Genomic DNA, 26,723 nt, shown 5'->3' with positions numbered 1-26,723 from the left:
AGCGCAACTAGCCACTCAGGCCGACGAGCGATCCGACGCTCGTCGAGACACAGACCATCAGCACCTCGAAGGAGCACTCGAAATGGCCGGACTCACGCTCGAAAAGGGCAACAACCTCTCGCTCACCAAGACGAGCCCCGGGCTCACCGTCGCCACCGTCGGCCTCGGCTGGGATCCCCGCACTACCTCGGGCGAAGAATTCGATCTCGACGCCTCTGCCCTGCTCGTCGGCGCCGACGGCAAGGTCCGCTCGTCCGCCGACTTCATCTTCTACAACCAGAAGAAGTCGGCCAACAGCTCGGTCGAGCACCTCGGCGACAACCGCACGGGTGAGGGCGACGGCGACGACGAGCAGATCATGATCGACCTCAAGAACGTGGAGCCCGACGTGACGCGCGTCGTCATCGCGGTCTCGATCGACAAGGCCGACGAGCGTCGCCAGAACTTCGGTCAGGTGCGAGCCGCGTACTGCCGCGTGGTCGACCAAGACAACACCGAGATCGTTCGCTTCGATCTGAGCGAAGATGCAGCGCCCGAGACCGCGATGGTTTTCGCCGAGGTTTACCGCAACGGTTCGGAGTGGAAGTTCAAGGCCGTCGGCCAGGGCTACACGACCGGCCTCGCCGGCATCGCAGCCGACTTCGGCGTCAACCTGGGCTAATACGCCCGCCCATTCCCGATCCCTTCCATTCGACGAGGATTCCCCCGTGGCCACTCCCCTCACTCCCCCTGAAGACACCGGCGGCGAAGCCGGTCTGGTGCTGCGCGCTCCCGACGCACCCGAGATCGTCACAGCAGACGACGCGCCGGGCATGGTTCCCGTGCCGGCTGAGCGTCAGACCGAGATTCAGCGGCAGGCGCGAGAGTTCGTCGCCGAGGTGGCTTCCATGGATCCTCGGTCCCCGCAGTTCACCGAGAAGGTGGCGGGCATCTCCGCGATCGCCAGCACCGAGATGACGACCTCGGGGTCGTTCTCGTCGCGCATGCTGGAACGCTCCTCGACCTCCGTGGCGGGGTCGAAGCGGAGCGGGTCGAGCTCGCAGGTGAAGGTCGCCGCAACACTCGGTGATCTCCGGTCGACAGTCGAAGACCTCACGCCGAATCAGGCTGACCTGGGCGTGGGTCGCAAGATCCTCGGCTTCATCCCCGGTGGCAACAAGCTGGCGAAGTACTTCCAGAAGTACGAGTCGGCTCAGACCCAGCTCGACGCGATCATCAAGTCGCTCATGTCGGGTCAAGACGAGCTCCTCAAAGACAACGCGTCGCTCGCGGGCGAGAAGGTTCAGCTGTGGGAGACGATGCAGCAGCTGAGCGAGTACGCCGTATTCGCCAAGGCCCTCGACGCGGCCACCGTTGAGAAGATCGACGCGATGCGCTCGTCGGGCAAGATCGACGAGGCCTCGAAGCTCGAATCCGACGTGCTGTTCACCGTGCGCCAGAGGCACCAAGACATCCTGACGCAGCTCGCCGTCTCGGTGCAGGGCTATCTCGCGATGGACCTCATTCGCAAGAACAACGTCGAGCTCATCAAGGGCGTCGACCGGGCACGCACCACGACCATCGCGGCCCTGCGCACGGCCGTCGTCGTCGCTCAGGCGCTGGCCAACCAGAAGATGGTGCTCGATCAGATCGACGCCATCAACACGACGACCAACAACATGATCCTGCAGACGAGCGAGATGCTGCGCGATCAGACGACCCGGATTCACGAGCAGGCGTCGAGCTCGGGCGTGAGCGTCGAGACGCTGCAGAAGGCATTCGACAACGTCTTCGCGACGATGGACTCGATCGACACTTTCCGCGCCCAGGCGGCCACGAACATGGCCGGAACAGTCGCAGCCCTCGAGACGGGTATCCAGCGTGCTCGGCCCTATCTCGAGCGCAGCCGTCAGAGCGAGGGCACGGAGCCCGGCGCCATCGGCACCGGTCGCTCCTGAAGCCCGGCCCGGCGCCGAGAGTCCGCTCAGCGTCGGGGGCTTGGCGCAGAAGAGAGAACAGCACGAGAAATGACGGCAGAGAGGTGAGGCGCTGATGCGGCGATTCGTCGAGGCGATCTTCGGCCGGCCAGCCGTGCCGGTCGACGACTCCCGACCCGCCGAGGCCGTCGAGACCGAGGCGCAGCGCACCGCCCGGGCACTGGCTGACTTCCAGGCTCTGGTACGCCGGTCGGGCCGAGACCTGCCGACCCTGGTCTCGTCGCAGCTCGGCCAGATCGCCGATCTGCTCGGAGTGGTCGTCGATGCGGCGGCCTCCGAAGACGCGTCGACGGAGCAGCGATACCTGCTCGACGCGATGGTCGGTGACTATCTGCCGACGCCGGTGCACACCTACCTCGCGCTTCCCAGCGACGATCGTCGGGAGTCGAGCAGGGCCACCGGGATCCTCGTCGACCAGCTGACTCTGCTCGAAGAGACCATCCGCGATCTGCTCAACCAGATCCGCACCGGAGCGATCGCCGAGCTGTCCACGCACGGCCGGTTTCTCGCCGCCAAGTTCGACGGACCCGAGCTCACGCTCGCGCCCTCCTCCGAGAACGCCTGATGGCGAGCATCGTCGCCGGCGGCAATGCCGCGCTCACCGCCGAAAACCCCGGCCTCGACGAGGTCGTGGTCGGCCTCGGCTGGGACGTCATCCCCAGCCGCGGCCCACAGTCCGAACTGACGGCCATGGCGCTGCTCCTCGGCGCCGACGGCAAAGCTCTCTCGAACGAGCACCTCGTCTACTTCAACCAGATCGAATCGGCCGACGCCTCTGTGGCGTTCCTCAGCGACGACGACGACGACGAGATCGACGTCGACCTCGCGCACGTGCCGCCGGCCGTCGACACGATCATGTTCATCGTGTACGTCGACCCCGACGTGCGTGGCCCCGGCAGCTTCGCCTCCGTACGGTCGGCGCACATCCGGGTCGCTCGACGCGACGGGTCCGAGCTGGTTCGCTTCGACCTCTCGACCATCGACGACAAGGCCATCAACGCGCTGCTGTTCGGCGAGCTGTACCGCCACCGCGACGAGTGGAAATTCCGGGCGCTGGGCCAGGGGTACCGTACCGGCCTCACCGGGGTCGCCAAAGACTTCGACGTCTCGATCTGACCGTGACCTCGCCCGTTCGTCACGACCTCCCGTTTCTGAAGCGCAGGATCCGGCCCGCCGTCACTCCCCCGACCCCGCCCGCGCCCCCTGCCGCTCGCCCCGCCTCTCCCGCGATGTCGCACCCCGTGGTCCGTTCGGCCCCGTCCCGCACGGCCCCTGTAACCCGCGTCGCTCCGCCCGCGGCCCCGCCGAGGCCCCCGCTCCGCACTCCGAGCCGCTCCACCCGCTCCCGCCTCTTTCCCGCTCCCGCCGTGTCGGGTCGCGCTGAACTCGACGCGGAGAGCCCGGTCGCCCGTCTCGACCTGCTGCGGTCGTCGATCGGCACGCTCCTCGTGGAGGGGGCGACGGAGGTCGTCTGGGAGTCGACCGCCCTCGTCTCGGGCACGGCCGCGGTCTCGGGTGAGACAACCGGCACCGTCGTCATGACCGCCGGCAATCGCCCTCTCGTGGGCTTCCACGGCGATCTGGCCGCGGTGACTCTCCGGCACGTCCGCGAGTTGCGTCGCGCGCTGTTCGTCGGTGGTTCGGGCCGCAGCATGGGCATCCGGCTGGTCGACGGTTCGGTCGTGACGGCGTCGAGCGACGGCGCCGGGCCGACGGTGGTGCTGCTCCTCGTCATCGACGGCGTCATCGAACTCCGGGTCGCGAGCGCCTCGAGGGGAAATTCGTCGTCTGCCGTTCACGCGGAGTTCGGCTTCGAGGTCGCGGAGCGGTTCGACTTTCTCAGCCGAGATACCTGAGAATCAAGGATGCGCCACTTCTCGTTCCTGAGCGACGACTACCGATCTCGGCTCTTCCACCGGCAGCCCGTCGAATTGACGACCGCATCGCCCGCCCGTCTGCTCAGCACGGCGCTCGGTGCGACGCTGTACACCCCGGGTGATCGACCAGACCTCGCAGGGTCGGTGATCCGGCAGACGGCGCGCGGCGCGATCAGCATGGTGCTCTGCCTCGAAGACAGCATCGCCGACGATGTCGTGCCGGTGGCCGAAGACAACGTGGTGCAGGCCCTGCGCGACCTCGAAGGTCGCAACGGCCTCCCGCTTCTCTTCGTGCGGGTGCGGACCGCCGCGCAGATCACGATGCTGGCCGAGCGCGCGGGTGACGCTATCGGAAGCCTCGCCGGCTTCGTCGTGCCCAAATTCCACAACGACGACGGCTACGGGCAGGCCTTCCTCGATGCCCTGCACGAGGTTCAGTCCGCTCGGCCGGCCCGAGCCGGGTCGCTTCGGATCATGCCGATCCTCGAGTCGCCGGCCATGATCCATGCGGAGTCGCGCACGCGCGTGCTCTCGGACATCGCGAGCCTGCTGCAGGCGAACCGCGACGACGTGTTGGCCGTTCGCATCGGCACGACCGACCTCTCGAGCGTGTTCGGCCTGCGGCGCTCGCGCGACCTCACCATCTACGACGTCAACGTCGTGGCCTCCGTGATCGGTGACATCGTCAACATCCTCGGCCGCGGCAGCGACGGATTCACCATCACGGGCCCGGTCTGGGAGCATTACGCCGACACGGAGCGCCTCCTGCGCCCGCAGCTTCGCCTCACGCCGTTCGCCGAGGCCCACGAAGAGAACCTCCGCCGCCAGCTGCTGGTCAAGAACTACGACGGCCTGCTCCGTGAGATCACGCTCGACCACGCCAACGGCCTGCTCGGCAAGACCGTCATCCACCCCTCGCACGTTCCGCTCGTGCACGCGCTCTCGGTGATCAGCCACGAGGAGTATCTCGACGCCGTCGCGATCACTGCCCCCGGGTCGGCCGGAGTAGCCGCCTCCCCCTACAGAAACAAGATGAACGAGATGAAACCGCACCAGATGTGGGCCGAGAAGACTCTGCTGCGCGCCGATGCCTTCGGCGTGGCCTCCCCGGAGGCGACGTTCGTCGACTTCCTCGAAGCGAGCATGCTGTGATCCGCACCTGGACGGGCTCCTACGTCAGAGACGAGTTAGGGCTCGATATCGACCAGGATCCGGCGAACAGCGTCGTTCCCGTCGATGCCCTGGTCGGTGTCGCGCTCCGTCGAAATCCCCGCCGCGCTCACCTGCTGGTCTCCACCGTTCTCGCCAAGCACGTGCCGACTCCCCCGCTTCTCGTCGAGAGCGCGGGCGCTCTCCTCGGCACCCTCGTCGCCGAGCAGCTCGGGCAGCCTGCCGAGCCGGGCCTCGTCGCCGATGCATCACGGCAGCTCGCAGAGGCCTTAGCGACGCCGAGGCCGGCTCGCGACGAGCTGCTTGCACTCCGCCGTCTGCTCCGGGGCGCCGAGGTGGTCGTGCCCGACGCGGTCGCGCTCGGCTACGCCGAGACGGCGACCGGTCTCGGGCGCCTGGTAGCCGATCAGGTCGGGAGCTATTACATCCACTCCACCCGGAGATCGTCCCCCGGCGACCGCCCGGTGGGCGGTTTCGACGAAGCGCACTCGCATGCCACCCGCCATCAGATCGTGCCGACCGACGAGGGCTGGCTTCGGCCCGGGAGCACCCTCGTGCTCGTCGACGACGAACTCAGTACGGGGTCGACGATCATCAACACGATCCGCGAAATCCACGCCCTGGCCGCTCCCCGGCGCGTCGTCGTCGCCGCTCTGGTCGACCTCCGCTCCGAGACCGATCGTGCGCGATTCACCGAGCTCGAGCACGAACTCGACACCGTAATCGACGTCGTGTCGCTCGGGAGCGGCGCCGTCCGGATTCCCGACGGGTTTGCTGCAGCCGCGGCGGAGCGGGTGGCCGAGACTGTCGAGACCGCCCCGGTGCCCGCCGGTGAGCGGGGGTTGGCGCGGATCCTCGAGGCTCCTGTCGTCGGGGTGCTGGCTCCCGACCGCTCGGGCGCCTCTTACCGGGATCGCTCTGACGGAGCCGTCGCTCGGGTGGTGGCCGATGCGGTGGAGGCGAGCTCGCGAGAGTCGACCCCAGCGTCGACCCTGGTGCTCGGGACCGAGGAGTTCATGGCGTTCCCGCTCGAGGTCGCAGCCCTGCTCGACACTCGTCGAACCGGAGTGCTGTTCTCGTCGACGACCCGCTCGCCGATCGCGGCGATCGACCGTGACGACTACGCGATCCGCTCGGTGCACTCGTTCCCCTCGCATGACGAGACGATCGACGGCCCCGGCCCACGGTTCGCCTACAACCTGACGCCCGGCGGTCGACGCTTCGAGCAGATCGTGCTCGTGCCGGAGCCCGGTGTCACGCTCCACGACCTCGCCGCCGTGCTCGACGTGCTCGCCACCGCCTGCGACGAGGTCGTCGTCGTGACCGTCAGCGCACCCGTCGACGAGGAGGGCGCGAGACCCCTCCGCGGCCCCTCGTTCGGGTCGTACCGTGCCGACGAGGTCGGCTGGTTGCTGCAAGACCTCGGCGGTATCGCTCTCGAGGCGCCCTCGGCCGACCGCGAGGCGGCCATCCAGTCAGGGCGAGCACACTACGCCGAGTCGCTCCCGCAGGAGTACGTCCCCTCGCCCGAATACCGCGCGCTCTACGCCGACGCTCTGGAGCGGTCGGCCCGCCGCGTGGCTCTCGCTGTCGGAGTGGCGGCCGAGATGGTGCTCGACGGCCGCGAGCGGCCACCGGTGCTGGTCTCGTTGGCTCGCGCGGGGACGCCGATCGGCATCCTCATGAAGCGCTGGATCGAACGGTCGAGATCGATCGGTGTCGATCATTACACGATGAGCATCGTCCGTGGTGTCGGTATCGACACGACAGCGCTCGACTGGCTGGCAGACCACCACGACCCCGCCGACGTCGTCTTCGTCGACGGCTGGACCGGCAAAGGCGCGATCGCGCGCGAGCTGACCGCAGCTCTCGACGACTATGCGGCGGCGGGCGGCCCGCGCTTCTCCGACGACCTCGTCGTGCTCGCCGACCCCGGCCACTGTGTACCTGTCTTCGGCACCCGCGACGACTTCCTCATTCCCTCCGCGTGCCTCAATTCGACGGTCTCGGGGCTCGTGTCACGGACCGTGTTCAGCGAGCGGCTCATCGGCCCGGGCGAGTTCCACGGTGCGAAGTTCTACTCCGAGCTTGCGGCCGACGACGTCTCGGGCGAGTTTCTCGACACGGTGTCGGAGCACTTCGCCGCGGTCCACGCCGAGGCCGCTGCCGCAGCGATCGATCTCCTGGCCACCGACCGGACCCCCACCTGGGAGGGCTGGGCCACGGTCGAGCGCCTCCAGCAGGAGTACGGCCTCGACGATGTCAACCTGGTGAAGCCGGGTGTCGGCGAGACCACTCGCGTGCTGCTGCGGCGGGTGCCGTGGAAGATCCTGGTGAGGCCCGACGCCCTCGACGAGGTCGCGCACGTGCTGCTTCTGGCTGAGCAACGGGGTGTCGAAGTCGTTCACGTCGAGGGGCTCCCCTATAGCTGCGTCGGTCTCATCCGTCCGCTGGCCAGCGACTCGCTCGACCCCGCCCAGGGTGCGCTGTGAGTGGTGATCTCGTCGCGTCCGACCTCGACCGCACTCTCATCTACTCGGCACGAGCACTGCACCTCGACGAGACGAGTGCGGGAGTCGGCAGTTCGGCGTCCGACGGCAGCGCGTCCGACCGCAGCGCGCTCGACCTCGATGCTCCCTTGCTCACCGTCAGCGAGATCTACCAGGGCGAGCCCCTCTCCTTCATGACGCGGGCGGCAGAAGAGCAGCTCGCCGCCCTCGCCGCCGAGGTCGTCTTCGTACCTGTCACCACCCGCACCGTGGCTCAGTTTCGACGCGTTCGCCTGCCGACCGTCCGATTCGAGTACGCGGTGACGACAAACGGCGGGGTTCTCCTCCATCACGGTGAGCCCGACGGCGACTGGGCCGACACCGTGAAGCGGCGCCTCGAGGGGCGGTGTGCTCCGCTCGGCGAGGTCGAAGCGCTGCTGCCCGATCCTCACGACGATGGCTGGATCCTTCGGTTCTCTCGTGCGGAAGACCACTTCGTGTACGCCATCGTGCAGCGCGACCAGCTGATCGAGGGCACCGCTGCAGCCGAGAGTCTTGCGACCCTCACGACAGAGGTCGAACGACGGGGCTGGACGGTCTCGCTTCAGGGGCGGAAGCTGTATCTGGTGCCGGCACCGCTGACCAAGAGCGCCGCCATCGCCGAGGTCGCGTCGCGGGTGGGGGCGAGCCGAGTTCTCGCGGCCGGAGACTCGCTACTCGATCTCGACCTGCTCGACTTCGCCGATGTCGCCTATCGGCCCGCGCACGGCGAGCTGCACGATCTCGGGGTTGCTCGGCCGCACCTCGGCGTGACCGAGGCGAGGGGTGTTCGTGCGGGAGAGGAGATCGTCTCCCGCCTCCGCGCCGACGTCGCAGCGGGAGTGCCCTCGGTCGCCCGGTGACACCGCGGCTTCACCGCGTCGCGCGGCCGGCTCTGTTCGGCGTCGTGGCGTTTCTCGTCTCGTTCGCGTTTTCGTGGGTGCCGTCGCCCTGGGGCGACGAGGCGGCGACCGTGCTGTCGGCGGATCGGCCCTGGCTCTCTCTCGCGCGAATGCTGCCGACGGTGGATGCCGTCCACGGTGTCTACTACGCCCTCATGCACGTCTGGATCGATGCGTTCGGGCAGTCGATGATCGCCCTCCGGCTGCCGAGCGCGGTGGCGGTCGGGTTCGCGGCGGCGGGGGTCGTCGTTCTCGGCGATCGGCTCGGTAGCCGTCGAATAGGAACCATCGCCGGCGCGGTGTTCCTCGTGCTGCCCCGAGTCACCTTCATGGGCGGCGAGGCCCGCTCGTATGCCTTGAGCGCCGCCGCGGCGGTCTGGCTCGTGGTGCTGATCGTCCACCTGCTCCGCAGACCGGGGCTTCGGCCACGTGTTTGGTTCGCGTATTCGCTTGCCCTTGCCACCAGCATCGGCATCTTCCTCTATCTGGGACTGCTTCTTCCGGCGCTGGCAGTCGCGGTGGTCGTGCCGTGGCTGTGGCGGGGGCGGCAGAGGGGGCGAAGCGCGGTGGTCGAGCCGGCACGCTGGATCCGCTTCACGCTCCTCGGGATCCTGCTCGCCGGCCCCGTCATCGGCTTCGCCATCGGGCAACGCAACCAGATCAGCTTCCTCGGCGACGAGCAGGCGGTCACCCTGCACACGCTCGTCGTGACGCAGTGGTTCGGCAGTTCTCCGGTAGCGGTCTTCGGCTGGTCGGCGATCGCCGTGGCCCTCGTCGTCGGGGTCGTGGAGAGTCGGCGACATGCTCGTGCGCACGACGCCGCACCGTCTTTGCTCGCGCTTTCCACGGCTACGGTGTTCGTGCCGATGCTGATTCTCACGGTCGTCAACGCGCTCGTCGCGCCGATCTATACGACGCGTTACCTCTCGTTCGCGACGCCGTTCGTGGCGCTGCTGATGGCTCTGGGCATCTCGACGATCACCCGCCAATTCGCGGTTCACACGGTCGTCGTCGTCGGGCTCGCGGTGCTGGTGCTTCCCGTGTACGTCGCACAGCGACAACCGTTCGCTCAAGACGGTGGCAGCGACTGGGCCGAGGTCGCCCGGGCAGTGGGCGAGCGGGTTCGCCCCGGCGACGCGATCGTGTTCGACGACGACGTCGGCAACTCCCGCAAGCCCCGTGCGGTGAAGTACCTCTACCGGAGCGATTTCGCCGGGCTCGTCGACGTCGCCCTGAAGACGCCGTACGCCCAGACCTCGGGAATGCGTGATGTGACGCGATCGATCGAAGCGTCGGCCGCAGCGCTCCGGGCTACTGACGGCCGGGTCTGGTTCGTCGACTACCGGGGGCTCTCGGGCGACCGCCCGAACCAGCTCGCCGAGTTGGAACGCCTCGGGTACCGCGTCACGCTGACCGTGGGGCTGCATCGCGACACCCTGTACCGGCTCGACCGCCGAGCGTGAGGACGAGCATTGGGCGATCCCCGCAGACGCAGAAACGCCCCGTGACTGCCGAAGCAGAAACGGGGCGCTGTGCGAAGCGTGAGGCGCTCGGGCCTACTTGCTGCCGAAGTTCTTGAAGCGCTGGTTGAACTTCTCGACGCGGCCGGCGCTGTCCATGATGCGCTGCTTGCCCGTGTAGAACGGGTGCGAGGCCGACGAGATCTCGACGTCGATGACGGGGTACTCGACGCCGTCGAGCTCGATGGTCTTGCTGCTGGTGACGGTCGAGCGCGTGAGGAAGGTCTCACCCGAGGCGAGGTCGCGGAACACGATCGGGTTGTAAGACGGGTGGGTGTCGTTCTTCATGGGGTTCCTCAAAGGCTAGGGGTGAACTGGTTTTTGCCAGCTCGTGGGAGTGCAGGCACAGTGAGGCCCGCAAACAGCCTCTAACGATACCAGACGAAGAGCGGCGAGCCGAGCTGCGGCTAATGCGCGGGGTCCGCTGACCGCCGGGGGTTCCCGACGCAGTTCGGCCGAAGTGACGCGGCTCGCCAGGTCGCTCTGGCCGATTCCCGTCACTTTTTGGCGAGAACGCCTAGACGGCGCGAGCGGTGTAGCGCCCAGCGTCTTCGACGACGGTGAGCTCGAGGCCGAACGTGTCGCCCAGCGTGGACGCGGTGAGCACCTCGGCGAGCGGACCCATCGCCCGCACTTCGCCCCCGGCCAGCAGCAGCGCGTGCGTGAAGCCGCGCGGAATTTCTTCGACGTGGTGGGTGACCATGACGATGGCGGGCGACCCCTCGCTCGAGGCGTAGCCGCCGAGCATGCGGAGGAGCTCTTCGCGGGCACCGAGGTCGAGCGAGGCGGCGGGCTCGTCGAGCAGGAGGAGCTCGGGGTCGGTCATCACGGCACGGGCGATCTGCACTCGCTTCTGCTCGCCGTCGCTGAGGTCGCCGAACGACCGGTCGGCGAGGTGACCGAGCTTCCACTCGTCGAGCACACGGTGGGCCCGACGCACGTCGACGCCCTCGTACTCTTCGTTCCAGCGGCCGGTCACGGAGTACGCCGCGGTGAGAACGACGTCGAGGACCTTCTCTTTCGGCGGGATCCTTCGCGCGATCGTGGTCGACGCGAAGCCGATGCGGGGTCGGAGGTCGAAGAGGTCGACGCTGCCGAGGTCTTCACCGAGGATCTCGGCCTCACCGGACGACGGATGCGTCTGCGCGGCCGCCACCTGGAGGATCGTGGTCTTGCCGGCACCGTTAGGCCCGAGCACGACCCAGCGCTCGTCGGAATCGACGGTCCACGACACTGAATCGACCACCGGCGAGCCATCTCGAACAACGGACACATCGGTGAGCTGCAAAACGGTGGCCATGACAGAACTCTATTCCACGGGGGTGCTCGAAGCCGTCACTATTCCACAGGTAATGGATCGATCGGCGTCAGAGCAGCGAACGGTAGATCTCGAGGGTTCGATCGGCGATGCCGCCCCACGAGAAGTCGGCCTCGGCGCGGAGACGACCGGCTCGGCCCATCAGAGCCGCCAGCCCAGGATCCGACACGGCATGGGTCAGGGTCGCGGCCAGATCGTTCACGAAGCGCTCCGGGTCGAGCGGGGTTCCGGTGCCGTCGGTCGCCTGGTCGATGGGCACGAGCCAGCCGGTGAGCTGGTTGGCGACGACCTCGGGGATTCCGCCGGTGGCCGTACCCACGACGGGGAGACCGCAGGCCATGGCCTCGAGGTTGACGATGCCGAGGGGCTCGTAGATCGACGGGCAGACGAAGACCGTCGCGGCCGACAGGACGGCACACAGCTCGTCGCGCGGCAGGATGCGCTCGATCCACACGACGCCGGAGCGCTCCGCCTGGAGCTCCTCGACAAGGCCGGTCACCTCCTGCATGATCTCGGGGGTGTCGGGCGCTCCGGCGCAGAGGATGAGCTGCACGTCGTCCGGGAGCAGCTTGGCCGCGCGCAGCAGGTACGGCAGGCCCTTCTGGCGCGTGATGCGACCGACGAAGACCACGGCGGGGCGGTCGGGGTCTATGCCGAGCGAGCGGACCAGCTCGGGCTCGTCGAGGCGCCGCCATGACGTGAGGTCGATGCCGTTGTAGACGACGTCGACCTTTGTCTCGTCGATCGACGGGTACGAGCGGAGGATGTCGCGCTTCATGCCCTCGCTGACCGCGATGACCTTGTCGGCGGTTTCGTAGGCCTGCTTTTCGATCCAGCTCGAGACGCGGTAGCCGCCGCCGAGCTGCTCGGCCTTCCATGGGCGAAGCGGCTCGAGGGAGTGCGCGGTGAGAACGTGGGGAACCCCGTGCAGCATCTGGGCGAGCTGCCCAGCCGCGTTGGCGTACCAGGTGTGCGAGTGCACCACGTCGGCACCCGCGACATCCTGGGCGATCGCGATATCGACGCCGAGGGTCTTGAGCGCGCCGTTGGCGTCGGCCAGCTCGGCAAGATCGGGGTAGCCGGTCGTGCCACTCTCGGTGACCGCCGCGCCGAAGGCTCGAACCTCGACGTCGATGGAAGAACGGAGGGCCTTGACCAGCTCCGTCACGTGGACGCCCGCTCCCCCGTAGACGTTGGGTGGGTATTCCTTGGTAATCACATCGACTCGCACGGCCCTTACCGTAGTCGTCCGGGGGCGAAACGTGCCATTCTGGGCCCATGGCATCAAAGAAGATCTTCGGCATCGTGTTGGCAGGCGGAGAAGGCAAGCGGCTCATGCCGTTGACCGCTGACCGGGCGAAGCCCGCCGTGCCCTTCGGCGGAAACTACCGTCTCGTCGACTTCGCCCTGTCGAACCTGATCAACTCCGGGTTGCGGCAGATCGTCGTCCTGACCCAGTACAAGTCGCACAGCCTCGACCGGCACGTGTCGCAGACCTGGAGCATCGAGGGCCTCCTCGGCGCCTACGTCGCGTCCGTGCCTGCCCAGCAGCGCCTCGGCAAGCGGTGGTTCGCCGGGAGCGCCGATGCGATCCTGCAGAGCCTCAACCTGCTCCGCGATGAGAAGCCCGACATCGTCGTCGTGGTGGGTGCCGACCACGTCTACCGCATGGACTTCGAGCAGATGGTCGAGGCGCACATCGCCTCGGGCAAGAGTGCGACCGTCGCGGCGATCCGTCAGCCCATCTCGCTGGCCGACCAGTTCGGCGTCATCCAGACGAACGCCGACGACGCGACGCTGATCGACGCCTTCCTCGAGAAGCCGAAAGACCCGGTGGGTCTCGCCGACTCGCCCGACGAGGTGCTCGCCTCGATGGGCAACTACGTCTTCAACGCCGACGCGCTGATCGACGCGGTGCTCCGAGACGGAGAGAACCCCGAGTCCGACCACGACATGGGTGGCGACATCATCCCCGATTTCGTGTCGCGCGGCGACGCGGCGGTCTACGACCTCAATCGCAACGAGGTACCAGGCGCGACCGAGCGCGACCGCTACTACTGGCGTGACGTCGGCACCATCGACTCGTTCTACGACGCCCACCGCGACCTCATCGCCGCGCTGCCGGTCTTCAACCTCTACAACACCGACTGGCCCATCTTCAGCCAGCAACTGAACTCGCCCCCGGCGAAGTTCGGTCGCGACGAGCACGGCAACCCGGGGTCCGTGATCGAATCGATCGTGTCGCTCGGCACCCTGGCAGTGGGCTCGCACATCGAGCGGAGCGTCGTCGGGCCGTGGAACACCCTCGACTCAGGATCACGCGTGGTCGACTCGGTGCTCTTCGACCGCATCTACGTCGGCAAGAACTCGATCGTCAACCGCGCGATCCTCGACAAAGACGTGGTGATCGCCGACGGAGCGCATGTCGGGCTCGACGCCGAGGCCGATCGAGCTCGCGGCTTCACGGTCACGCCCTCAGGAATCACCGTGGTGGGCAAGGGCGTTCGCGTCGAGTCCTGACGCCGCCCACTACCCTGAGAGCGTGCCGCGCTTCCTCATCGTCCTCGACGTCGACTCCACCCTCATCGAGAACGAGGTGATCGAAATGCTCGCCGACGCCGCCGGTTCTCACGACGAGGTGCGCGACATCACCGAGCGGGCGATGGCGGGCGAGCTCGACTTCGCCGAGAGCCTGCACGCCCGAGTCGCAACGCTCGAGGGGCTCCCTGAAAGCTGCTTCGCCGACGCCTCGGCGAGAGTGCAGGTCACTGCGGGGGTTCCCGAGATGATCGCAGGTGTGCATCGGGCAGACGGACTCATCGCCGTGGTCTCGGGCGGGTTCCACGAGATCCTCGATCCACTGGCTCGTGAGCTCGGTCTCGACCACTGGCGGGCCAACCGGCTCCAGGTCGAAGACGGCCACCTCACCGGTCGCGTCGAAGGGCCGATCGTCGACGCCGACGCCAAAGCCGCTGCCCTGGTCGACTGGGCTGCGAACGCCGGCATCCCCCGGTCTCAGACGATCGCGGTCGGCGACGGCGCCAACGACCTGCAAATGATGCGGGCCGCGGGTCTCAGCGTCGCCTTCGACGCCAAACCGCGGGTCCGCACGGCGGCGGACGTCTCGCTCAGCACCCGAGACCTAGCATCGGTGCTGGCACTCGCGGGCCTGCGCGGATGACGAGGAGCCCAGGATCCGGCCCGCCGGATCCTGGGCTCCTCGCCCCACGCGCTCTCGAGCCCTAGTGGCCCATGCCGAGGCCGCCGTCGACCGGGATCACGGCGCCCGATATGTAGCCGGCGTTGTCTGACGAGACCCAGACCACGGCGTCGGCGATGTCGTCGACGGTGCCGAACCGGCCGGCGGGGATGCTCTTCTTGTATTCGGCCTGCTGCGCCTCGGGCAGCACGGCGGTCATGTCAGTCTCGACGAAGCCCGGTGCGATCACGTTCGCCGTGATGCCGCGCGCGCCCAACTCGCGTGTGACCGAGCGAGCGAAGCCGACGAGGCCGGCCTTCGACGCCGAGTAGTTGACCTGGCCCGCTCCGCCGTAGAGTCCGACGACGCTCGAGATCAGCACGATGCGCCCGAATCGCGCCTTGAGCATGCCCTTCGAGGCGCGCTTGACGACGCGGAAGGTGCCGCCGAGGTTGGTGTCGACGACCGACGTGAAGTCGTCTTCCGACATGCGCATCAGCAGCGTGTCTTTGGTGATGCCGGCGTTGGCGACCAGGATCTCGATCGGCCCGAGTTCTTTCTCGACGGTGGTGAACGCGGCGTCGATCGAGGCCGAGTCGGTCATCTCGGCGTGGACGGTGAGGGTGCCTTCGGGGCCGGCGCCAGAGCGGGCCGTCACGGCGACGCGGTGGCCGGCGGCTACGTAGCGAGCGGCGATGGCGTAGCCGATGCCGCGGTTTCCGCCGGTGACGAGGACGGTGCGAGGGGTTTCCATGTGGGTCTCCATGTCTTCTCGCCGGGGCGCACGGGCCCCGACTTGCTCGGGATCGAGAGATCACACCCGGGAGATGTCACGGCCTCGACCGGAGCGACCGCGATAAGCCTAGTCTCGCCATAAAGGGCGGATACCCAAGACGCCTTACGATTATGTGGTGCCCTCCCGTTCGGCCGGGCATCGACGATGCCTGAGCCCGTGAGTGAATGAGAACGACGAAGAAGACGACTAACGCGATCACCTCGCTGCCGCCGTCGCCCGACGAAGAGCGACACGGCCGGATGATCCGCTACAGCCTGGCGATGTTCATCCGTCTGGTGTGCGTGATCGTGGCATTCCTGATCCCGTTCGGTTGGTGGACGGCCCTTCCCGCCGTCGGTGCCATCGTCCTCCCCTACGTCGCGGTTGTGCTCGCCACGGTCGGCTCCGAGGGGCCGCAGGGTCAGGTCGTGCGCCCCGGCGGAGTCGAGATCTACCGACCCGAGCAGGGTGTTCCGGGATACGAGGGTCAGGATCCTCGAGACCGTCCCTTCACCGGCGCCTCGGGCGAACCGACGTCTCCCGGCCCACACCGCCCGTGATCATCGGTTCGGCCGGCCCCGACATCGTCCAGTGCTCCCGTGCGGGATGCCGCGCCGACGCGACCCGTCAGGTGAACTGGCGCAACCCGAAGATCCACGGCATCGACCGCGTGAAGGTCTGGGCCGCTTGCGCCGAGCACGTAGACTTTCTCGCAGAATTCCTGCGCTCCCGCGACTTTCCCGTGGAGGTGACAGAACTGGGCGTGACCGTGTCGGCGGTCGGAACGGAGGCCACCTCGTGAAGGAGTGGCGTTTCGCGCTCTCGAAGAAGTGGGTCGGCTACCTGTCGGTCGCCGTCGTCTTCGCGATCATCTGTGCGGGGCTCTCGCACTGGCAGTGGGAGCGACGCGGCGAGAACCTCGCTCTGCAAGAGAAACTCGACGCCAACTACAACGCCCGGCCCGTCGACCTGTCGACGGTGTTACCGAACCTCGACTCGTATTCGACGTCCGACGAGTTCACGCCGGTGCGGGTGACCGGCACCTATTTGGCCGACGACTACTTTCTGGCTCGCGACCGCAGCTACAACGGGTTCCCCGGCTTTGAGGTGCTGGTCCCGCTCGAGACCGAGAGCGGCGAGATCTTCGTGATCGATCGAGGCTGGGTTCCGACCGGTAACACCCACGACTATCCCGACTCGGTGCCCGCTCCCCCGAGCGGCACGGTCACCGTCGTGGCCCGACTCGCTCAGACCGAGCCGGACGTACCGGGTCGCACCGACATCCCCAACACCAACGAGCTCGCGGTCATCAAGCCGGCCACAATCGGCAAGAGGCTCGATCTGCCGACGTACACCGCGGCTTTCGGGCAGCTCAAGAGCGAGACGCCGTCGGCGGCGACACTGCCCAAGCTGGCTCAGAAGCCCCAGGTCGACTACGGCCTCAACGTGTCGTACGCCGTGCAGTGGGTGCTGTTCGCCCTCGCCGGCTTCGGTTTCTTCGCCTACGTGATCCGCCAGGAGTACGACCTCCACAACAGCGACGAAGAAGACCAGCGCTGGCTCGAGGAGGAGCGCGAGCGCAAGCGGCTCAAGCGCGGCCCGAGCGACGCCGAAATCGAAGACGGCGATCTCGACGAGTCGGGTTACGAGAGTTCGGCGCCGGGTACGCGCATCAGTCGCTGAGCGCCGTAAGACGTATCGCGGACTCCCCCACCTGCCGCGGCAGGTCTGAGAGTCCGCGATACGTGTTGGGGCGGTGGCTACGCCAGCGTCCTGTGCTCGATGGTCACGCTGGCTCCGCTTCGCTACGCCAGCGTGATCAAATCGGAGTAGTCGGGCGTCCAGTGGTCTTCGGTGCCCTCGGGCATGATCAGCACGCGCTCGGGGTTCAGCGCCTCGACAGCACCCTCGTCGTGACTGACGAGCACGACAGCACCCTCGTAGTTGTTGAGCGCGTCGAGGATCTCGAGCCGCGAGGCCGGGTCGAGGTTGTTCGTGGGCTCGTCAAGAAGCAGCACGTTGGCGCCCGAGACGACGATCATCGCCAGGGCCAGACGGGTCTTCTCGCCACCGGAGAGCACACCGGCCGGCTTGGCCGAATCGTCACCCGTGAAGAGGAACGACCCGAGCACCCGACGCGCCTCCATCTCGGTGATGTTCGGTGACGACGACACCATGTTCTCGAGCACGCTGCGCTTGACGTCGATCGTCTCGTGCTCCTGTGCGTAATAACCGATGCGGAGCCCGTGCCCCGGCTCAAGCTGACCGGTGTCGGGCGCGTCGACACCCGCGAGGATGCGCAGGAGGGTCGTCTTGCCGGCACCGTTCAGGCCGAGGATGACGACCTTCGATCCGCGGTCGATGGCGAGGTCGACGGCCGTAAAGATCTCGAGGGAGCCGTAGCTCTTCGAGAGGTTCGTCGCCATGAGCGGCGTCCGCCCGCAGGCGGCGGGGGTCGGGAACCGGAGCTTCGCGACCCGGTCGACAGCACGCACCTCGTCGAGCCCCGCGAGGAGCTTCTCGGCGCGAGCGACCATCTGGTGCGCCGCGGCAGCCTTCGACGCTTTCGCACCGAAGCGGGCGGCCTGCTTCTGCAGCTGCCCGGCCTGCTTCTCAGCGGTGGCGCGCTCTTTTTTGCGACGCTCCTCGTCGGAGGCGCGCTGGCGCTGGTAGTGCTTCCAGCCCATGTTGTAGATGTCGATCTGCTGGCGGTTCGCGTCGAGGTAGAAGACACGGTTCACGACCTCGTCGACGAGCTCGATGTCGTGGCTGATCACGATTACGCCGCCCTGGTACGTCTTGAGGTACTCCCGCAGCCAGACGACGCTGTCGGCATCGAGGTGGTTCGTGGGCTCATCGAGGATCATCGTGTCGGCGGCCGAGAACAGGATGCGCGCGAGCTCGATGCGGCGACGCTGACCACCCGACAGGGTCGACAGGGGTTGGTCGAGGATGCGGTCGGGCAGGCTGAGGTTGCTGGCGATCGACGCGGCCTCCGCTTCGGCGGCGTACCCGCCGAGGGCGTTGAAGCGGTCGTCGAGGTCGCCGTAGCGCTTCATGGCCTTCTCGGCCACGGCCGGGTCGTCGCTGCCCATGTCGAGCGACGCCTCCTGGATGCCGAGGAGGATCTGCCCAAGACCACGGGCATCGAGGATCCGGGTGCGAGCCAGGTCTTCGGGGTTCCCGCTGCGGGGATCCTGTGGCAGGTATCCGATCTCACCGGTCTTGTCGATCGAGCCACCGGTGGGCATCGTCTCGCCCGCCAGGGTCTTGGTCATGGTCGTCTTGCCCGCGCCGTTTCGGCCGACCAGGCCGATCTTGTCGCCCTTTTCGACGCGGAAGGTCACGCCCTCCATGAGGAGGCGGGCGCCTACGCGAATCTCGAGGTCGTGCACGGAGAGCACAGCGAAAGTCCAATCATCTGGTGAGGTGTCCACAACGCCGCCCGCCGTTGGGTCGCCCCTAGGATGAAGAGGAATCAGCGTGGAACCGAGTCGTCGGAGCAGACTGCGCCGATCGACCTACCTATTCTAGGAGATTGCATGACCAACCCCGCAGCATTGTCCGCTGGCGCCCTTCTTCCGGCCCGCAAGTCGGTGCTCGCCGATCGCTTCGTCACGCGGAGCATCGCGACCGATGCCGCGCTCATCGCGGGCGGAGTCGCCGTCATGGGCGTTCTCGCACAGGTCGTCGTGCCGCTGTGGCCCGTCCCGGTCACCGGCCAGACTCTCGGTGTTCTGCTCGTCGGCGCGACTCTCGGCGCCCGCCGTGGTGCGCTGTCGCTGCTCGCCTACGCCCTCGTCGGCCTCGTCGGTCTGCCGATCTTCGCCGAGCACAACGGCGGCTTCGCCAGCGTCATGCTGCCGAGCTTCGGATTCATCGTCGGATTCATCCCGGCCGCCTTCGCCATCGGCTGGCTGTCGGAGCGCCAGTGGGATCGCCACGTCGTCCGCTCGCTCGTCGGCTTCTTCCTGGCATCGCTGATCCCCTTCGCCGTCGGTCTCCCCTTCCTCGGGTTCGCCTTGGCTCGACTGGGCTACCCGCACGACGTCTCCGCGGTACTCGCGGCCGGCTTCACGCCGTTCATCGTGGGTGGCATCGTCAAGTGGGTCATCGCGGCCGGCATGCTGCCGCTGCTATGGCGCGGTGTGCGCGCCCTCGACTCGAAGAAGAACGACTAGCCGCCGGATCCTTCGCTTTCGGGCCCCCGTCGTATGCGGCGGGGGCCCTTTTCTGCGCGGGCAGCTTCTTCGCCGGGGAACGCGAAACCCGCACGACCGGCGAGTCATCTGCCCAGAGGCACATGCTTTCGCCGACCGTGCGGGTCGGAACAGCTCAGTTAGATCGAGAAGCCGATGGCGCGCATCATGTCGCGCCCGTCGTCGGTGATGCGGTCGGGGCCCCACGGCGGCATCCACACCCAGTTGATGCGGAAGGCGTCGACGACCCCGTCGAGCGCGTTGGCCGTCTCGGACTCGATCACGTCGGTCAGGGGGCAACCGGCGCTCGTCAGAGTCATGCTGATGATCAGCGCGTCTTCGACCTCATCGTCGAGGGCCAGGTCGTAGATCAGGCCGAGGTCGACGACGTTGACGCCGAGCTCGGGGTCCATGACCTCTTTCAGGGCCTCTTCGATCTGGTCGAATTTCTCGGGCGCGAGTGCGATCGGCATGTCTAGGCTCCGGCCGGTGCAGCGGCCTCGGCCGAGGCAGCGACGTAGCGGTCGTAGCCCTCGTTCTCGAGCTGGTCGGCCAGCTCGGGTCCGCCCTCGTCGGCCACGTGGCCGTCGACGAAGACGTGCACGAAGTCGGGCTTGATATAGCGAAGGATCCGCGTGTAGTGCGTGATCATCAGAATGCCGAGGTCGGTCGACTGGTGAGCGCGGTTGACGCCCTCCGAGACGATCTTGAGAGCGTCGACGTCGAGCCCGGAGTCGGTCTCGTCGAGGATCGCGAACTTCGGCTTGAGGAGCTCGAGCTGCATGATCTCGTGGCGCTTCTTCTCGCCGCCCGAGAAGCCCTCGTTGACGTTGCGCTCGGCGAACGAGGAGTCCATCTTGAGGTCGCTCATGTGCTGGCGGAGGTCTTTGACCCAGGTGCGGAGCGCGGGCGCCTCGCCGTCCAGGGCGGTCTTCGCGGTACGGAGGAAGTTTGCGACGGTGACGCCGGGAATCTCGACCGGGTACTGCATGGCCAGGAAGAGGCCCGCCTTGGCGCGCTCGTCGACGGTCATGTCGAGCACCTCGACGCCGTCGAGAGTGATCGATCCGCCGTCGACCTTGTACCGGGGGTGGCCGGCGATCGTGTAGGCGAGGGTGGACTTGCCGGAGCCGTTGGGCCCCATGACGGCGTGGATCTCACCCTGCTTGATGGTGAGGTCGACGCCCTTCAAGATGGGCTTGTTGCCCTGCTCGGTGTCGATCGAGACCTGGAGGTCGCGGATTTCGAGGGTAGCCATGATGTTCCTTTAGTTGAATCTGGAGCTGAAGATCGGGAGGCCGCTACGCGACCGGAGGTGCCGTGACCGGTGTGGTGTCGATCCAGACGTCACCGTCGACGACCGTGACCGGGAAGACCGGCACGGGTTCGTAGGCGGGAAGGGTGAGCGGCTTGCCGGTGGTCAGCTCGAACTTCGAGCCGTGGGCCCAGCACTCAAGGGTGTCGTCTTCGACGAACCCCTCGGAGAGTGAGATGTCGCCATGGGTGCAGGTGTCGCCGAGGGCGTGCAACTGCCCCGCCGAGTCGCGAACCACGGCGACGGGGATTCCGTCGACCACGACTCGCAGGGCCTCGGACACGCTGACGTCGGCCTCGGCGCAGACCCGCTGCCCCACAGGTGTCGTAGCCATCAGTGCGTGCCTCCGGGTGCCGTGCCCTCACCGGTGACTCCGGCTGCGACATCGGGCTCGCTCGACACGTGGTCGGTGCCCGTCGCGACGGCGGCACCGGGCTGCGAGTCGACGTACGGCGAACGTCGCGCTGCCGTCGAGCTACCCGCCGCGTTCGCAGCCGAACGCGCGTCGGCGCCGTCTGCGAGCTCGGCCTCGAGAGCCGCGATCAGGCGCTCCTGCAGGGCGGGCTCACCGATGTGCTGCACGATCTCGCTGAGGAAGCCGAGCACGACGATGCGGCGCGCTTCTTCTTCGGGAATGCCGCGCGACTCGAGGTAGAACAGGTGCTCGTCGTCGAAGCGGCCGGTGGCCGACGCGTGGCCGGCGCCCATGATGTCGCCGGTCTCGATCTCGAGGTTCGGGATCGAATCGGCACGGGTGCCCTCGGAAAGAACGAGGTTGCGGTTCTGCTCGTAGCTGTCGGTGCCGGGGGCCGTGCGCCCGATGAGGACGTCGCCGATCCAGACCGTCCGTGCACCCTCGCCCTGAAGGGCGCCCTTGTAGTTCACGCGGCTCTTGGTGTTGGGGGCGTCGTGGTTGACGTAGACCTGCTGCTCGAGGTGCTGACCCGCATCGGCGAAGTACACGCCGTTGAGGTCGGCGTCGGCACCCTGCGCCGCGAGGTGCGCGGACGGGTTGACCCGCACGATGGAGCCGCCGAGGCTCACAACGAAGTGCTTGAGCTGTGCGTCGCGGCCGATCTTGGCGAAGTGGCTCGAGAGGTGGACGCCGGAGTCGTTCCACTCCTGCACGCTGACCACCGTGAGGTGAGCACCCTCGTCGACCACGATCTCGACGTTCTCGACGAGCTGCGCATCTCCGGAGTTCTGGAGGATGACGAGACCGGTCGAGTTCGGCTTCGCGTGGACGACCGTGTGGCCGGCGCGCGGCGCGGTGTCGAGGCCCGAGCGACCGATCGTGATCGACGTCGGCTCGTCGCCGGAGACGGTCACGAGCAGGACGTTCTCGGTGCTCGCCCAGGCGTTGGCCGAGGCCTTGTCTTCGGGCGTGCCGGCAGTGCCGACGAGCTCGTGCTCCGGTGTCACCCAGTCGACGGACGCGCCGGGCGTCTCGCGAGCCAGATAGGCGTACGGAGAGCCGTCGAGCGGACCGTCGATGAGGGGACGGAGCGCCTGGACCGGGCTCAGCTTCCAGTCGACCTCGCGGCCGGTGACGGCCGGGAAGGCCGCCGGGTCGGTCGAGGCGAATCGACCGGAGCGGGTCTGGACGGGGATGGGCCGGTCGGCCCAGGCCCCGTCGGTGTGCGCCGCAGAGCCGGGCACGACGGCACCGTTCGGCACCGCCGCTTCGACGATCGGCGTGGATGTGTCGGTCGTTGCGGGAGTGGCGGACATCTAGCCGACGGATCCTTCCATGCTCATCTCGATGAGCTTGTTCAATTCGAGTGCGTACTCCATCGGGAGCTCGCGGGCGATGGGCTCGATGAAGCCTCGGACGATCATGGCCATGGCCTCGTCTTCGGCCATTCCGCGCGACATCAGGTAGAAGAGCTGCTCTTCGCTCACCCGGGAGACGGTCGCCTCGTGGCCGAGCTGGACGTCGTCGATGCGGATATCGATCGCCGGATAGGTGTCGGAGCGCGAGATGGTGTCGACCAGGAGTGCGTCGCAGCGAACCGTGTTGGCGGAGTGGTGCGCACCCTCGTCGACGCGGACCTCGCCGCGGTAACCGGCTCGGCCACCGCCACGGGCGATCGACTTGGAGACGATCGACGACGTCGTGTACGGCGCCATGTGGATCATCTTCGCGCCGGCATCCTGGTGCTGGCCGGGGCCCGCGAACGCGACAGAGAGGGTCTCGCCCTTGGCGTGCTCACCAGCGAGGTAGATCGACGGGTACTTCATCGTCACCTTGGAGCCGATGTTGCCGTCGATCCACTCCATGGTGGCGCCCTCGTGGGCGATGGCGCGCTTCGTGACGAGGTTGTAGACGTTGTTCGACCAGTTCTGGATCGTCGTGTAGCGAACGCGGGCGTTCTTCTTCACGATGATCTCGACGACGGCCGAGTGCAGCGAGTCGCTCTTGTAGATCGGAGCCGTGCAGCCTTCGATGTAATGCACGTAGCTGCCCTCGTCGGCGATGATCAGCGTGCGCTCGAACTGGCCCATGTTCTCCGTGTTGATACGGAAGTAGGCCTGAAGGGGAATCTCGACCCGGACGTTCTTCGGAACGTAGACGAAGGATCCGCCGGACCAGACAGCCGTGTTGAGCGCGGCGAACTTGTTGTCGCCGGCCGGGATCACCGTGCCGAAGTACTCCTGGAAGAACTCGGGGTGCTCGCGAAGAGCGGTGTCGGTGTCCATGAAGATGACACCCTGCTCTTCGAGGTCTTCGCGGATCTGGTGGTAGACGACCTCGGACTCGTACTGGGCGGCGACGCCGGCGACGAGGCGGTTGCGCTCGGCCTCGGGGATGCCGAGCTTCTCGTAGGTCGCCTTGATGTCGTCGGGCAGTTCTTCCCAGCTACCGGCCTGCTTCTCGGTCGACCGCACGAAGTACTTGATGTTGTCGAAGTCGATGCCGGAAAGGTCGGCGCCCCAGGTGGGCATGGGCTTGCGCTCGAACAGGGCGAGACCCTTGAGGCGGTTCTTGAGCATCCACTCGGGTTCGCTCTTGAGGTTCGAGATGTCGGTCACGACCTCGGGGTTCACGCCACGGCGCGCGGATGCGCCAGCGGCATCGGAGTCGGCCCAGCCGAACTCGTACTGGCCCAGTCCTGCGAGCTCCGGGCGGTCGATCAACACGTCAGACATACCTACCTCTTTCTTCGTCGTCTCGAACCGATACGTTCGTTGCGACATTCCCTGGCGGGCGGGACTCGGTCTCGCAGCTGCGAGAGGAGTCGGTATTCAGGGGCGACCACCCAGATCGATGTCTCTACACTCGAGACCTAGAGATCTGTGGTCTGCGTCGACGCACCGAAACCGGGTGTGTTCCTGAACCCCACAATGCTACAGGCCAGGCATCCAAAAGTAACGAAGGACAGCAATCCGTGAGCAATGCACAGGCAACGTCGATGGGCGTCATCGCCCGAGTCTGGTCGTGGCTCCCGGCTCGGATCGACCGGCGTGTCCGGTTCATCGCCTGGGCGTCTCTCGCCTGCCAACTCTTGCTCGTCGGCACCGGCGGCCTCGTCCGCCTCACCGGCTCCGGCCTCGGCTGTCCGACCTGGCCCGAGTGCACCGCCGGGTCGATCGTCACGACACCCGAGATGGGCTTCCACGGCATCATCGAGTTCGGCAACCGGCTTCTGACGTTCGTCCTCGTCATCATCGTGATCCTCGCCTTCTTCGCCGTGTTCCGCATGCGGAAGGTGCGACGCGACCTGTTCTGGCTCACGCTCATCCAGGCACTCAGCATCCCGTTCCAGGCGGTGCTCGGTGGCATCAGCGTCCTGGCCAAACTCAACCCCTACGTCGTGGGGTCGCACTTCATCGTCTCGATGGTCCTGGTCCGCATCACGGCGACTCTCGTCTACCGCGTCTATCACGGGCCGCGCGGCACCTCGGCCGCGACTCCCCCGTGGTACGCGCTCACTACGCGAGTCGCCGCGGTCTTCGTCGCCATCACGGTCGTGCTCGGCATCCTGACCACGGGTGCCGGCCCCCACGCCGGCGATGAGAACACCCATCGCAACGGGTTCGACCCCAAGCTCATCGAGACGCTGCATGCCGTGCCGGCGTTCGCGGTCTTCGTGCTGACGCTCGCCCTCGTGGTGGGCGCGATTCGACTCGGTCTCCCCCGGCTGTTCCCCCTTCTGCTCCTCGCCGTCGAGGTCCTCCAGATCACCGTGGGGCTTATCCAGGCCAATACCGGTCTGCCGCCGTTCCTCGTCGGCGTGCACCTCGTGCTCGCCGGGCTCCTCGTCGCAGCGATGACGGCGGTCACGCACACGCTCGAGAGCGACGCCGACCTCGCGAAGCCGGCTCCGGAGGCAGCGACTATCGCTGCGTAGCGCTGCGGGGCTCGTGTCGAGCGGCGGGCCGCAGGATCCTGCGCCTCTGCCGCTCTTGACGGCCTGTTGTGCGCCGGGTTCCCCTGTGCCGCACCCGCCTGCCTTCCGAATTTGAAGGAGAAACGCGAGGCTCACCCCCGCCGATCCGCATGAACTGGTTTGCGCTCGGCGGTTTTTCCTTCGAATTCGGGTGCGCCCGCCGCTCGACGACCGGTGGTGGCGAACTGCTGCACCGCCGAACGGCTGGGGGTGGCGAGCTGCCGCACCGCCGGACGACCGGAGCTTGTCGGAGGTCCGGCGCTGTGGCGGCGCGCCGCGCTACAAACTCAGAAGGGAAGCAGCGGGTCGATGCCGACGGCCAGGAACAGAAGCGTCAGGTACGTGATGGAGGCGTGGAAGACCTTCATCGGCTTGACCTCGGCCACTTGGGTGATCGCCCGGCTGTAGAGGCGGTGCGACTCGACGACGAACCAGGCACCGCTCGCCAGCGCGACGACGGTGTAGAGCACACCCATGTGGGCGACCGGGATGAGGAGGAGCGAGCAGACGACGGTGGCCCACGCGTAGAGGATGACCTGCAGACCGACGTGGGCTCGACCGCGAACTACGGCGAGCATGGGCACGTCGACGGAGGCGTAGTCATCGCGGTACCGCATGGACAGAGGCCAGTAGTGCGGCGGGGTCCAGAGGAAGATGACGGCGAACAGGATGACGGGCGCCCAGGTCAGCGAGCCGGTGACTGCGGCCCAGCCGATCAGGACGGGCATGCAGCCGGCGATTCCGCCCCAGACGATGTTCTGCGGCGTGCGGCGCTTGAGCCAAAGCGTGTAGACGAACACGTAGAAAAGGATCGCGAAAAGCGAGAGTGCCGCGGAGATCAGGTTGACGGTGTACGCGAGCCAGGCGATGGACGCGACGCCCATGACGTACGAGAAGATGAGCGCTTCGCGGTCGGAGACATCACCCGTGACGAGGGCCCGGTCTTTCGTCCGCTTCATGATGCGGTCGATGTCGCGGTCGATGTAGCAGTTGAACGACGACGCCGAGCCGGCGCTCAGGGCCCCGCCGATCAGGGTGGCCACGACGAGCCAGAGCCTCGGAATACCCCCCTCGGCAAGGAACATCGTGGGAATGGTGGTGACGAGCAGCAGCTCCATCACGCGCGGCTTCGTCAGCGAGACGTAGGCGCGGAACTTGCGTTTGACGCCGATTCGCTTGGCGGAAGATACCGCGGGCTGCGAGTCGGTGGGAGTGGTCAAAGCGCTATGGGTTGTCATACATCCTCTGATTGCTGGGCCGTTTCAGGCACGGGCCGCGAAGAATCGCCGGAGGCAGAGCAGTGCCTGGCGAAACCGAAGCCATAGCAAGTGTAGGCGATGAATGTGGCGATCAGGGGCTGTTCCTGGCCGTTCGACGGGCGCTGTGACAGTGCACGTCGCTATGCTGGGAGTTGCTTGCCAGTTGCAGGGCCCAGGGCGCCGATCCCACGTTCGTGTCGATGTCGCCCTAGAAGTATGCCCGGCAGCAGGCCCAGGGAACACACCCGGACTGAGTCGAAGGCGCCTCGGTAGGCATGTCAGTGCGGGAACGAC

General features: G+C 67.2%; 27 protein-coding genes. 16 read left to right on the top strand and 11 right to left on the bottom strand.

Annotated features, from left to right (window positions below):
• Positions 1–82 precede the first annotated feature (82 nt).
• The 9 genes from VH571_RS05590 to VH571_RS05550 all read left to right on the top strand — a co-directional run bounded on the left by VH571_RS05590 (position 83) and on the right by VH571_RS05550 (position 9,916).
• Positions 83–661 (top strand): TerD family protein, encoded by a 579-nt coding sequence (locus VH571_RS05590; protein WP_423263670.1) that lies wholly within the window; start codon positions 83–85, stop codon positions 659–661.
• Positions 662–707: 46 nt separating this feature from the next.
• Complete coding sequence (locus VH571_RS05585; RefSeq protein WP_423263669.1) at positions 708–1,937, top strand: toxic anion resistance protein; 1,230 nt, start codon at positions 708–710, stop codon at positions 1,935–1,937.
• 94 nt (positions 1,938–2,031) lie between these two features.
• Complete coding sequence (locus VH571_RS05580; RefSeq protein ID WP_055957722.1) at positions 2,032–2,541, top strand: hypothetical protein; 510 nt, start codon at positions 2,032–2,034, stop codon at positions 2,539–2,541.
• Positions 2,541–3,092, top strand: a complete 552-nt coding sequence (locus tag VH571_RS05575) for a TerD family protein (RefSeq protein ID WP_055957723.1) — start codon at positions 2,541–2,543, stop codon at positions 3,090–3,092. Before VH571_RS05580 ends, VH571_RS05575 begins: the two co-directional genes overlap by 1 nt.
• A gap of 2 nt (positions 3,093–3,094) precedes the next feature.
• Positions 3,095–3,832 (top strand): hypothetical protein, encoded by a 738-nt coding sequence (locus tag VH571_RS05570; RefSeq protein WP_423263668.1) that lies wholly within the window; start codon positions 3,095–3,097, stop codon positions 3,830–3,832.
• Between the two features lie 9 nt (positions 3,833–3,841).
• Entirely contained in the window at positions 3,842–5,005 is a 1,164-nt protein-coding gene (locus tag VH571_RS05565; protein ID WP_423263667.1) for an HpcH/HpaI aldolase/citrate lyase family protein, read from the top strand.
• The gene (locus VH571_RS05560) at positions 5,002–7,515 is read left to right on the top strand and encodes a phosphoribosyltransferase domain-containing protein (RefSeq protein WP_423263666.1); all 2,514 of its coding nucleotides are present in this window, start codon (positions 5,002–5,004) and stop codon (positions 7,513–7,515) included. The genes VH571_RS05565 and VH571_RS05560 overlap by 4 nt, the downstream gene beginning before the upstream one ends.
• Complete coding sequence (locus VH571_RS05555; RefSeq protein ID WP_423263665.1) at positions 7,512–8,414, top strand: HAD family hydrolase; 903 nt, start codon at positions 7,512–7,514, stop codon at positions 8,412–8,414. The genes VH571_RS05560 and VH571_RS05555 overlap by 4 nt, the downstream gene beginning before the upstream one ends.
• Positions 8,411–9,916 (top strand): glycosyltransferase family 39 protein, encoded by a 1,506-nt coding sequence (locus VH571_RS05550; protein WP_423263664.1) that lies wholly within the window; start codon positions 8,411–8,413, stop codon positions 9,914–9,916. Before VH571_RS05555 ends, VH571_RS05550 begins: the two co-directional genes overlap by 4 nt.
• Before the next feature lie 93 nt (positions 9,917–10,009).
• Here the strand turns inward: VH571_RS05550 and VH571_RS05545 are convergent, their stop codons facing one another.
• From VH571_RS05545 to glgA, 3 genes are all read right to left on the bottom strand, one after another.
• Positions 10,010–10,261, bottom strand: coding sequence for a type B 50S ribosomal protein L31 (locus tag VH571_RS05545; RefSeq protein ID WP_055957737.1), 252 nt, complete (start codon positions 10,259–10,261; stop codon positions 10,010–10,012).
• A gap of 229 nt (positions 10,262–10,490) precedes the next feature.
• Positions 10,491–11,273 (bottom strand): ABC transporter ATP-binding protein, encoded by a 783-nt coding sequence (locus tag VH571_RS05540; protein WP_055957739.1) that lies wholly within the window; start codon positions 11,271–11,273, stop codon positions 10,491–10,493.
• A 67-nt stretch (positions 11,274–11,340) separates the two neighbouring features.
• A complete protein-coding gene (gene glgA, locus VH571_RS05535; protein WP_423263662.1) occupies positions 11,341–12,522 on the bottom strand; it encodes a glycogen synthase in 1,182 nt (393 codons plus the stop codon).
• A 47-nt stretch (positions 12,523–12,569) separates the two neighbouring features.
• Here glgA and VH571_RS05530 point away from each other — a divergent pair, with 47 nt between their 5' ends.
• Positions 12,570–13,811: a glucose-1-phosphate adenylyltransferase gene (locus tag VH571_RS05530; RefSeq protein ID WP_055957745.1), complete on the top strand. Its 1,242-nt coding sequence runs from the start codon at positions 12,570–12,572 to the stop codon at positions 13,809–13,811.
• A 22-nt stretch (positions 13,812–13,833) separates the two neighbouring features.
• Positions 13,834–14,472: a phosphoserine phosphatase SerB gene (serB, locus tag VH571_RS05525; RefSeq protein ID WP_423263661.1), complete on the top strand. Its 639-nt coding sequence runs from the start codon at positions 13,834–13,836 to the stop codon at positions 14,470–14,472.
• A gap of 61 nt (positions 14,473–14,533) precedes the next feature.
• On the opposite strand, the gene fabG is transcribed toward serB, so the two are convergent.
• Positions 14,534–15,244, bottom strand: coding sequence for a 3-oxoacyl-ACP reductase FabG (fabG, locus tag VH571_RS05520; RefSeq protein ID WP_423263660.1), 711 nt, complete (start codon positions 15,242–15,244; stop codon positions 14,534–14,536).
• A 206-nt stretch (positions 15,245–15,450) separates the two neighbouring features.
• Here fabG and VH571_RS05515 point away from each other — a divergent pair, with 206 nt between their 5' ends.
• Genes VH571_RS05515 through VH571_RS05505 form a run of 3 tightly spaced genes read left to right on the top strand, consistent with a single transcriptional unit; the run spans position 15,451 to position 16,948 of the window.
• Positions 15,451–15,825, top strand: coding sequence for a DUF3099 domain-containing protein (locus VH571_RS05515; protein ID WP_084815859.1), 375 nt, complete (start codon positions 15,451–15,453; stop codon positions 15,823–15,825).
• A complete protein-coding gene (locus VH571_RS05510; protein WP_423263772.1) occupies positions 15,825–16,067 on the top strand; it encodes a hypothetical protein in 243 nt (80 codons plus the stop codon). The genes VH571_RS05515 and VH571_RS05510 overlap by 1 nt, the downstream gene beginning before the upstream one ends.
• Positions 16,064–16,948 carry an SURF1 family protein gene (locus tag VH571_RS05505; RefSeq protein WP_423263659.1) on the top strand — a complete coding sequence of 295 codons (885 nt, stop codon included), beginning with the start codon at positions 16,064–16,066 and terminating at the stop codon, positions 16,946–16,948. Before VH571_RS05510 ends, VH571_RS05505 begins: the two co-directional genes overlap by 4 nt.
• 122 nt (positions 16,949–17,070) lie before the next feature.
• Here VH571_RS05505 and VH571_RS05500 read toward each other — a convergent pair whose 3' ends face one another.
• On the bottom strand, positions 17,071–18,669 hold the full coding sequence (locus tag VH571_RS05500) for an ABC-F family ATP-binding cassette domain-containing protein (protein WP_423263658.1): 1,599 nt from the start codon (positions 18,667–18,669) through the stop codon (positions 17,071–17,073).
• Between the two features lie 138 nt (positions 18,670–18,807).
• On the opposite strand from VH571_RS05500, the gene VH571_RS05495 reads away from it, so the two are divergent.
• Entirely contained in the window at positions 18,808–19,446 is a 639-nt protein-coding gene (locus tag VH571_RS05495; protein ID WP_055957757.1) for a biotin transporter BioY, read from the top strand.
• A 158-nt stretch (positions 19,447–19,604) separates the two neighbouring features.
• On the opposite strand, the gene VH571_RS05490 is transcribed toward VH571_RS05495, so the two are convergent.
• The 5 genes from VH571_RS05490 to sufB are packed head-to-tail and all read right to left on the bottom strand — an operon-like array spanning position 19,605 to position 23,929.
• Positions 19,605–19,937, bottom strand: a complete 333-nt coding sequence (locus tag VH571_RS05490) for a metal-sulfur cluster assembly factor (protein ID WP_055957760.1) — start codon at positions 19,935–19,937, stop codon at positions 19,605–19,607.
• A gap of 2 nt (positions 19,938–19,939) precedes the next feature.
• Complete coding sequence (gene sufC, locus VH571_RS05485; protein ID WP_123943814.1) at positions 19,940–20,722, bottom strand: Fe-S cluster assembly ATPase SufC; 783 nt, start codon at positions 20,720–20,722, stop codon at positions 19,940–19,942.
• A gap of 43 nt (positions 20,723–20,765) precedes the next feature.
• Positions 20,766–21,113 (bottom strand): non-heme iron oxygenase ferredoxin subunit, encoded by a 348-nt coding sequence (locus VH571_RS05480; RefSeq protein WP_123943816.1) that lies wholly within the window; start codon positions 21,111–21,113, stop codon positions 20,766–20,768.
• Positions 21,113–22,510 (bottom strand): Fe-S cluster assembly protein SufD, encoded by a 1,398-nt coding sequence (sufD, locus tag VH571_RS05475; protein ID WP_423263657.1) that lies wholly within the window; start codon positions 22,508–22,510, stop codon positions 21,113–21,115. The genes VH571_RS05480 and sufD overlap by 1 nt, the downstream gene beginning before the upstream one ends.
• Positions 22,511–23,929: a Fe-S cluster assembly protein SufB gene (gene sufB / locus VH571_RS05470; RefSeq protein ID WP_055961818.1), complete on the bottom strand. Its 1,419-nt coding sequence runs from the start codon at positions 23,927–23,929 to the stop codon at positions 22,511–22,513.
• Positions 23,930–24,168: 239 nt separating this feature from the next.
• Here sufB and VH571_RS05465 point away from each other — a divergent pair, with 239 nt between their 5' ends.
• Positions 24,169–25,131, top strand: a complete 963-nt coding sequence (locus tag VH571_RS05465) for a COX15/CtaA family protein (RefSeq protein WP_423263656.1) — start codon at positions 24,169–24,171, stop codon at positions 25,129–25,131.
• 326 nt (positions 25,132–25,457) lie between these two features.
• Here VH571_RS05465 and VH571_RS05460 read toward each other — a convergent pair whose 3' ends face one another.
• Positions 25,458–26,408, bottom strand: a complete 951-nt coding sequence (locus tag VH571_RS05460) for a heme o synthase (protein WP_423263655.1) — start codon at positions 26,406–26,408, stop codon at positions 25,458–25,460.
• Between the last annotated feature and the right edge of the window lie 315 nt (positions 26,409–26,723).

The organism is Frondihabitans sp. 4ASC-45, assembly GCF_049472575.1.
GTDB lineage: Bacteria > Actinomycetota > Actinomycetes > Actinomycetales > Microbacteriaceae > Frondihabitans.
Note: the sequence above shows the minus strand (reverse complement) of the source record. Positions and strands in the feature narration are given on the sequence as shown.

Excerpts from the sequence above, each read along its gene's own strand:
- sufC (WP_123943814.1), bottom strand. The coding sequence starts at position 20,722 with ATGGCTACCCTCGAAATCCGCGACCTCCAGGTCTCGATCGACACCGAG.
- VH571_RS05590 (WP_423263670.1), top strand. The coding sequence starts at position 83 with ATGGCCGGACTCACGCTCGAAAAGGGCAACAACCTCTCGCTCACCAAG.
- VH571_RS05540 (WP_055957739.1), bottom strand. The coding sequence starts at position 11,273 with ATGGCCACCGTTTTGCAGCTCACCGATGTGTCCGTTGTTCGAGATGGC.
- VH571_RS05495 (WP_055957757.1), top strand. The coding sequence starts at position 18,808 with ATGACCAACCCCGCAGCATTGTCCGCTGGCGCCCTTCTTCCGGCCCGC.
- sufB (WP_055961818.1), bottom strand. The coding sequence starts at position 23,929 with ATGTCTGACGTGTTGATCGACCGCCCGGAGCTCGCAGGACTGGGCCAG.
- sufD (WP_423263657.1), bottom strand. The coding sequence starts at position 22,510 with ATGTCCGCCACTCCCGCAACGACCGACACATCCACGCCGATCGTCGAA.
- VH571_RS05530 (WP_055957745.1), top strand. The coding sequence starts at position 12,570 with ATGGCATCAAAGAAGATCTTCGGCATCGTGTTGGCAGGCGGAGAAGGC.
- VH571_RS05580 (WP_055957722.1), top strand. The coding sequence starts at position 2,032 with ATGCGGCGATTCGTCGAGGCGATCTTCGGCCGGCCAGCCGTGCCGGTC.
- fabG (WP_423263660.1), bottom strand. The coding sequence starts at position 15,244 with ATGGAAACCCCTCGCACCGTCCTCGTCACCGGCGGAAACCGCGGCATC.
- VH571_RS05515 (WP_084815859.1), top strand. The coding sequence starts at position 15,451 with ATGAGAACGACGAAGAAGACGACTAACGCGATCACCTCGCTGCCGCCG.
- VH571_RS05545 (WP_055957737.1), bottom strand. The coding sequence starts at position 10,261 with ATGAAGAACGACACCCACCCGTCTTACAACCCGATCGTGTTCCGCGAC.
- VH571_RS05490 (WP_055957760.1), bottom strand. The coding sequence starts at position 19,937 with ATGCCGATCGCACTCGCGCCCGAGAAATTCGACCAGATCGAAGAGGCC.
- VH571_RS05460 (WP_423263655.1), bottom strand. The coding sequence starts at position 26,408 with ATGACAACCCATAGCGCTTTGACCACTCCCACCGACTCGCAGCCCGCG.
- VH571_RS05565 (WP_423263667.1), top strand. The coding sequence starts at position 3,842 with ATGCGCCACTTCTCGTTCCTGAGCGACGACTACCGATCTCGGCTCTTC.
- VH571_RS05480 (WP_123943816.1), bottom strand. The coding sequence starts at position 21,113 with ATGGCTACGACACCTGTGGGGCAGCGGGTCTGCGCCGAGGCCGACGTC.
- VH571_RS05575 (WP_055957723.1), top strand. The coding sequence starts at position 2,541 with ATGGCGAGCATCGTCGCCGGCGGCAATGCCGCGCTCACCGCCGAAAAC.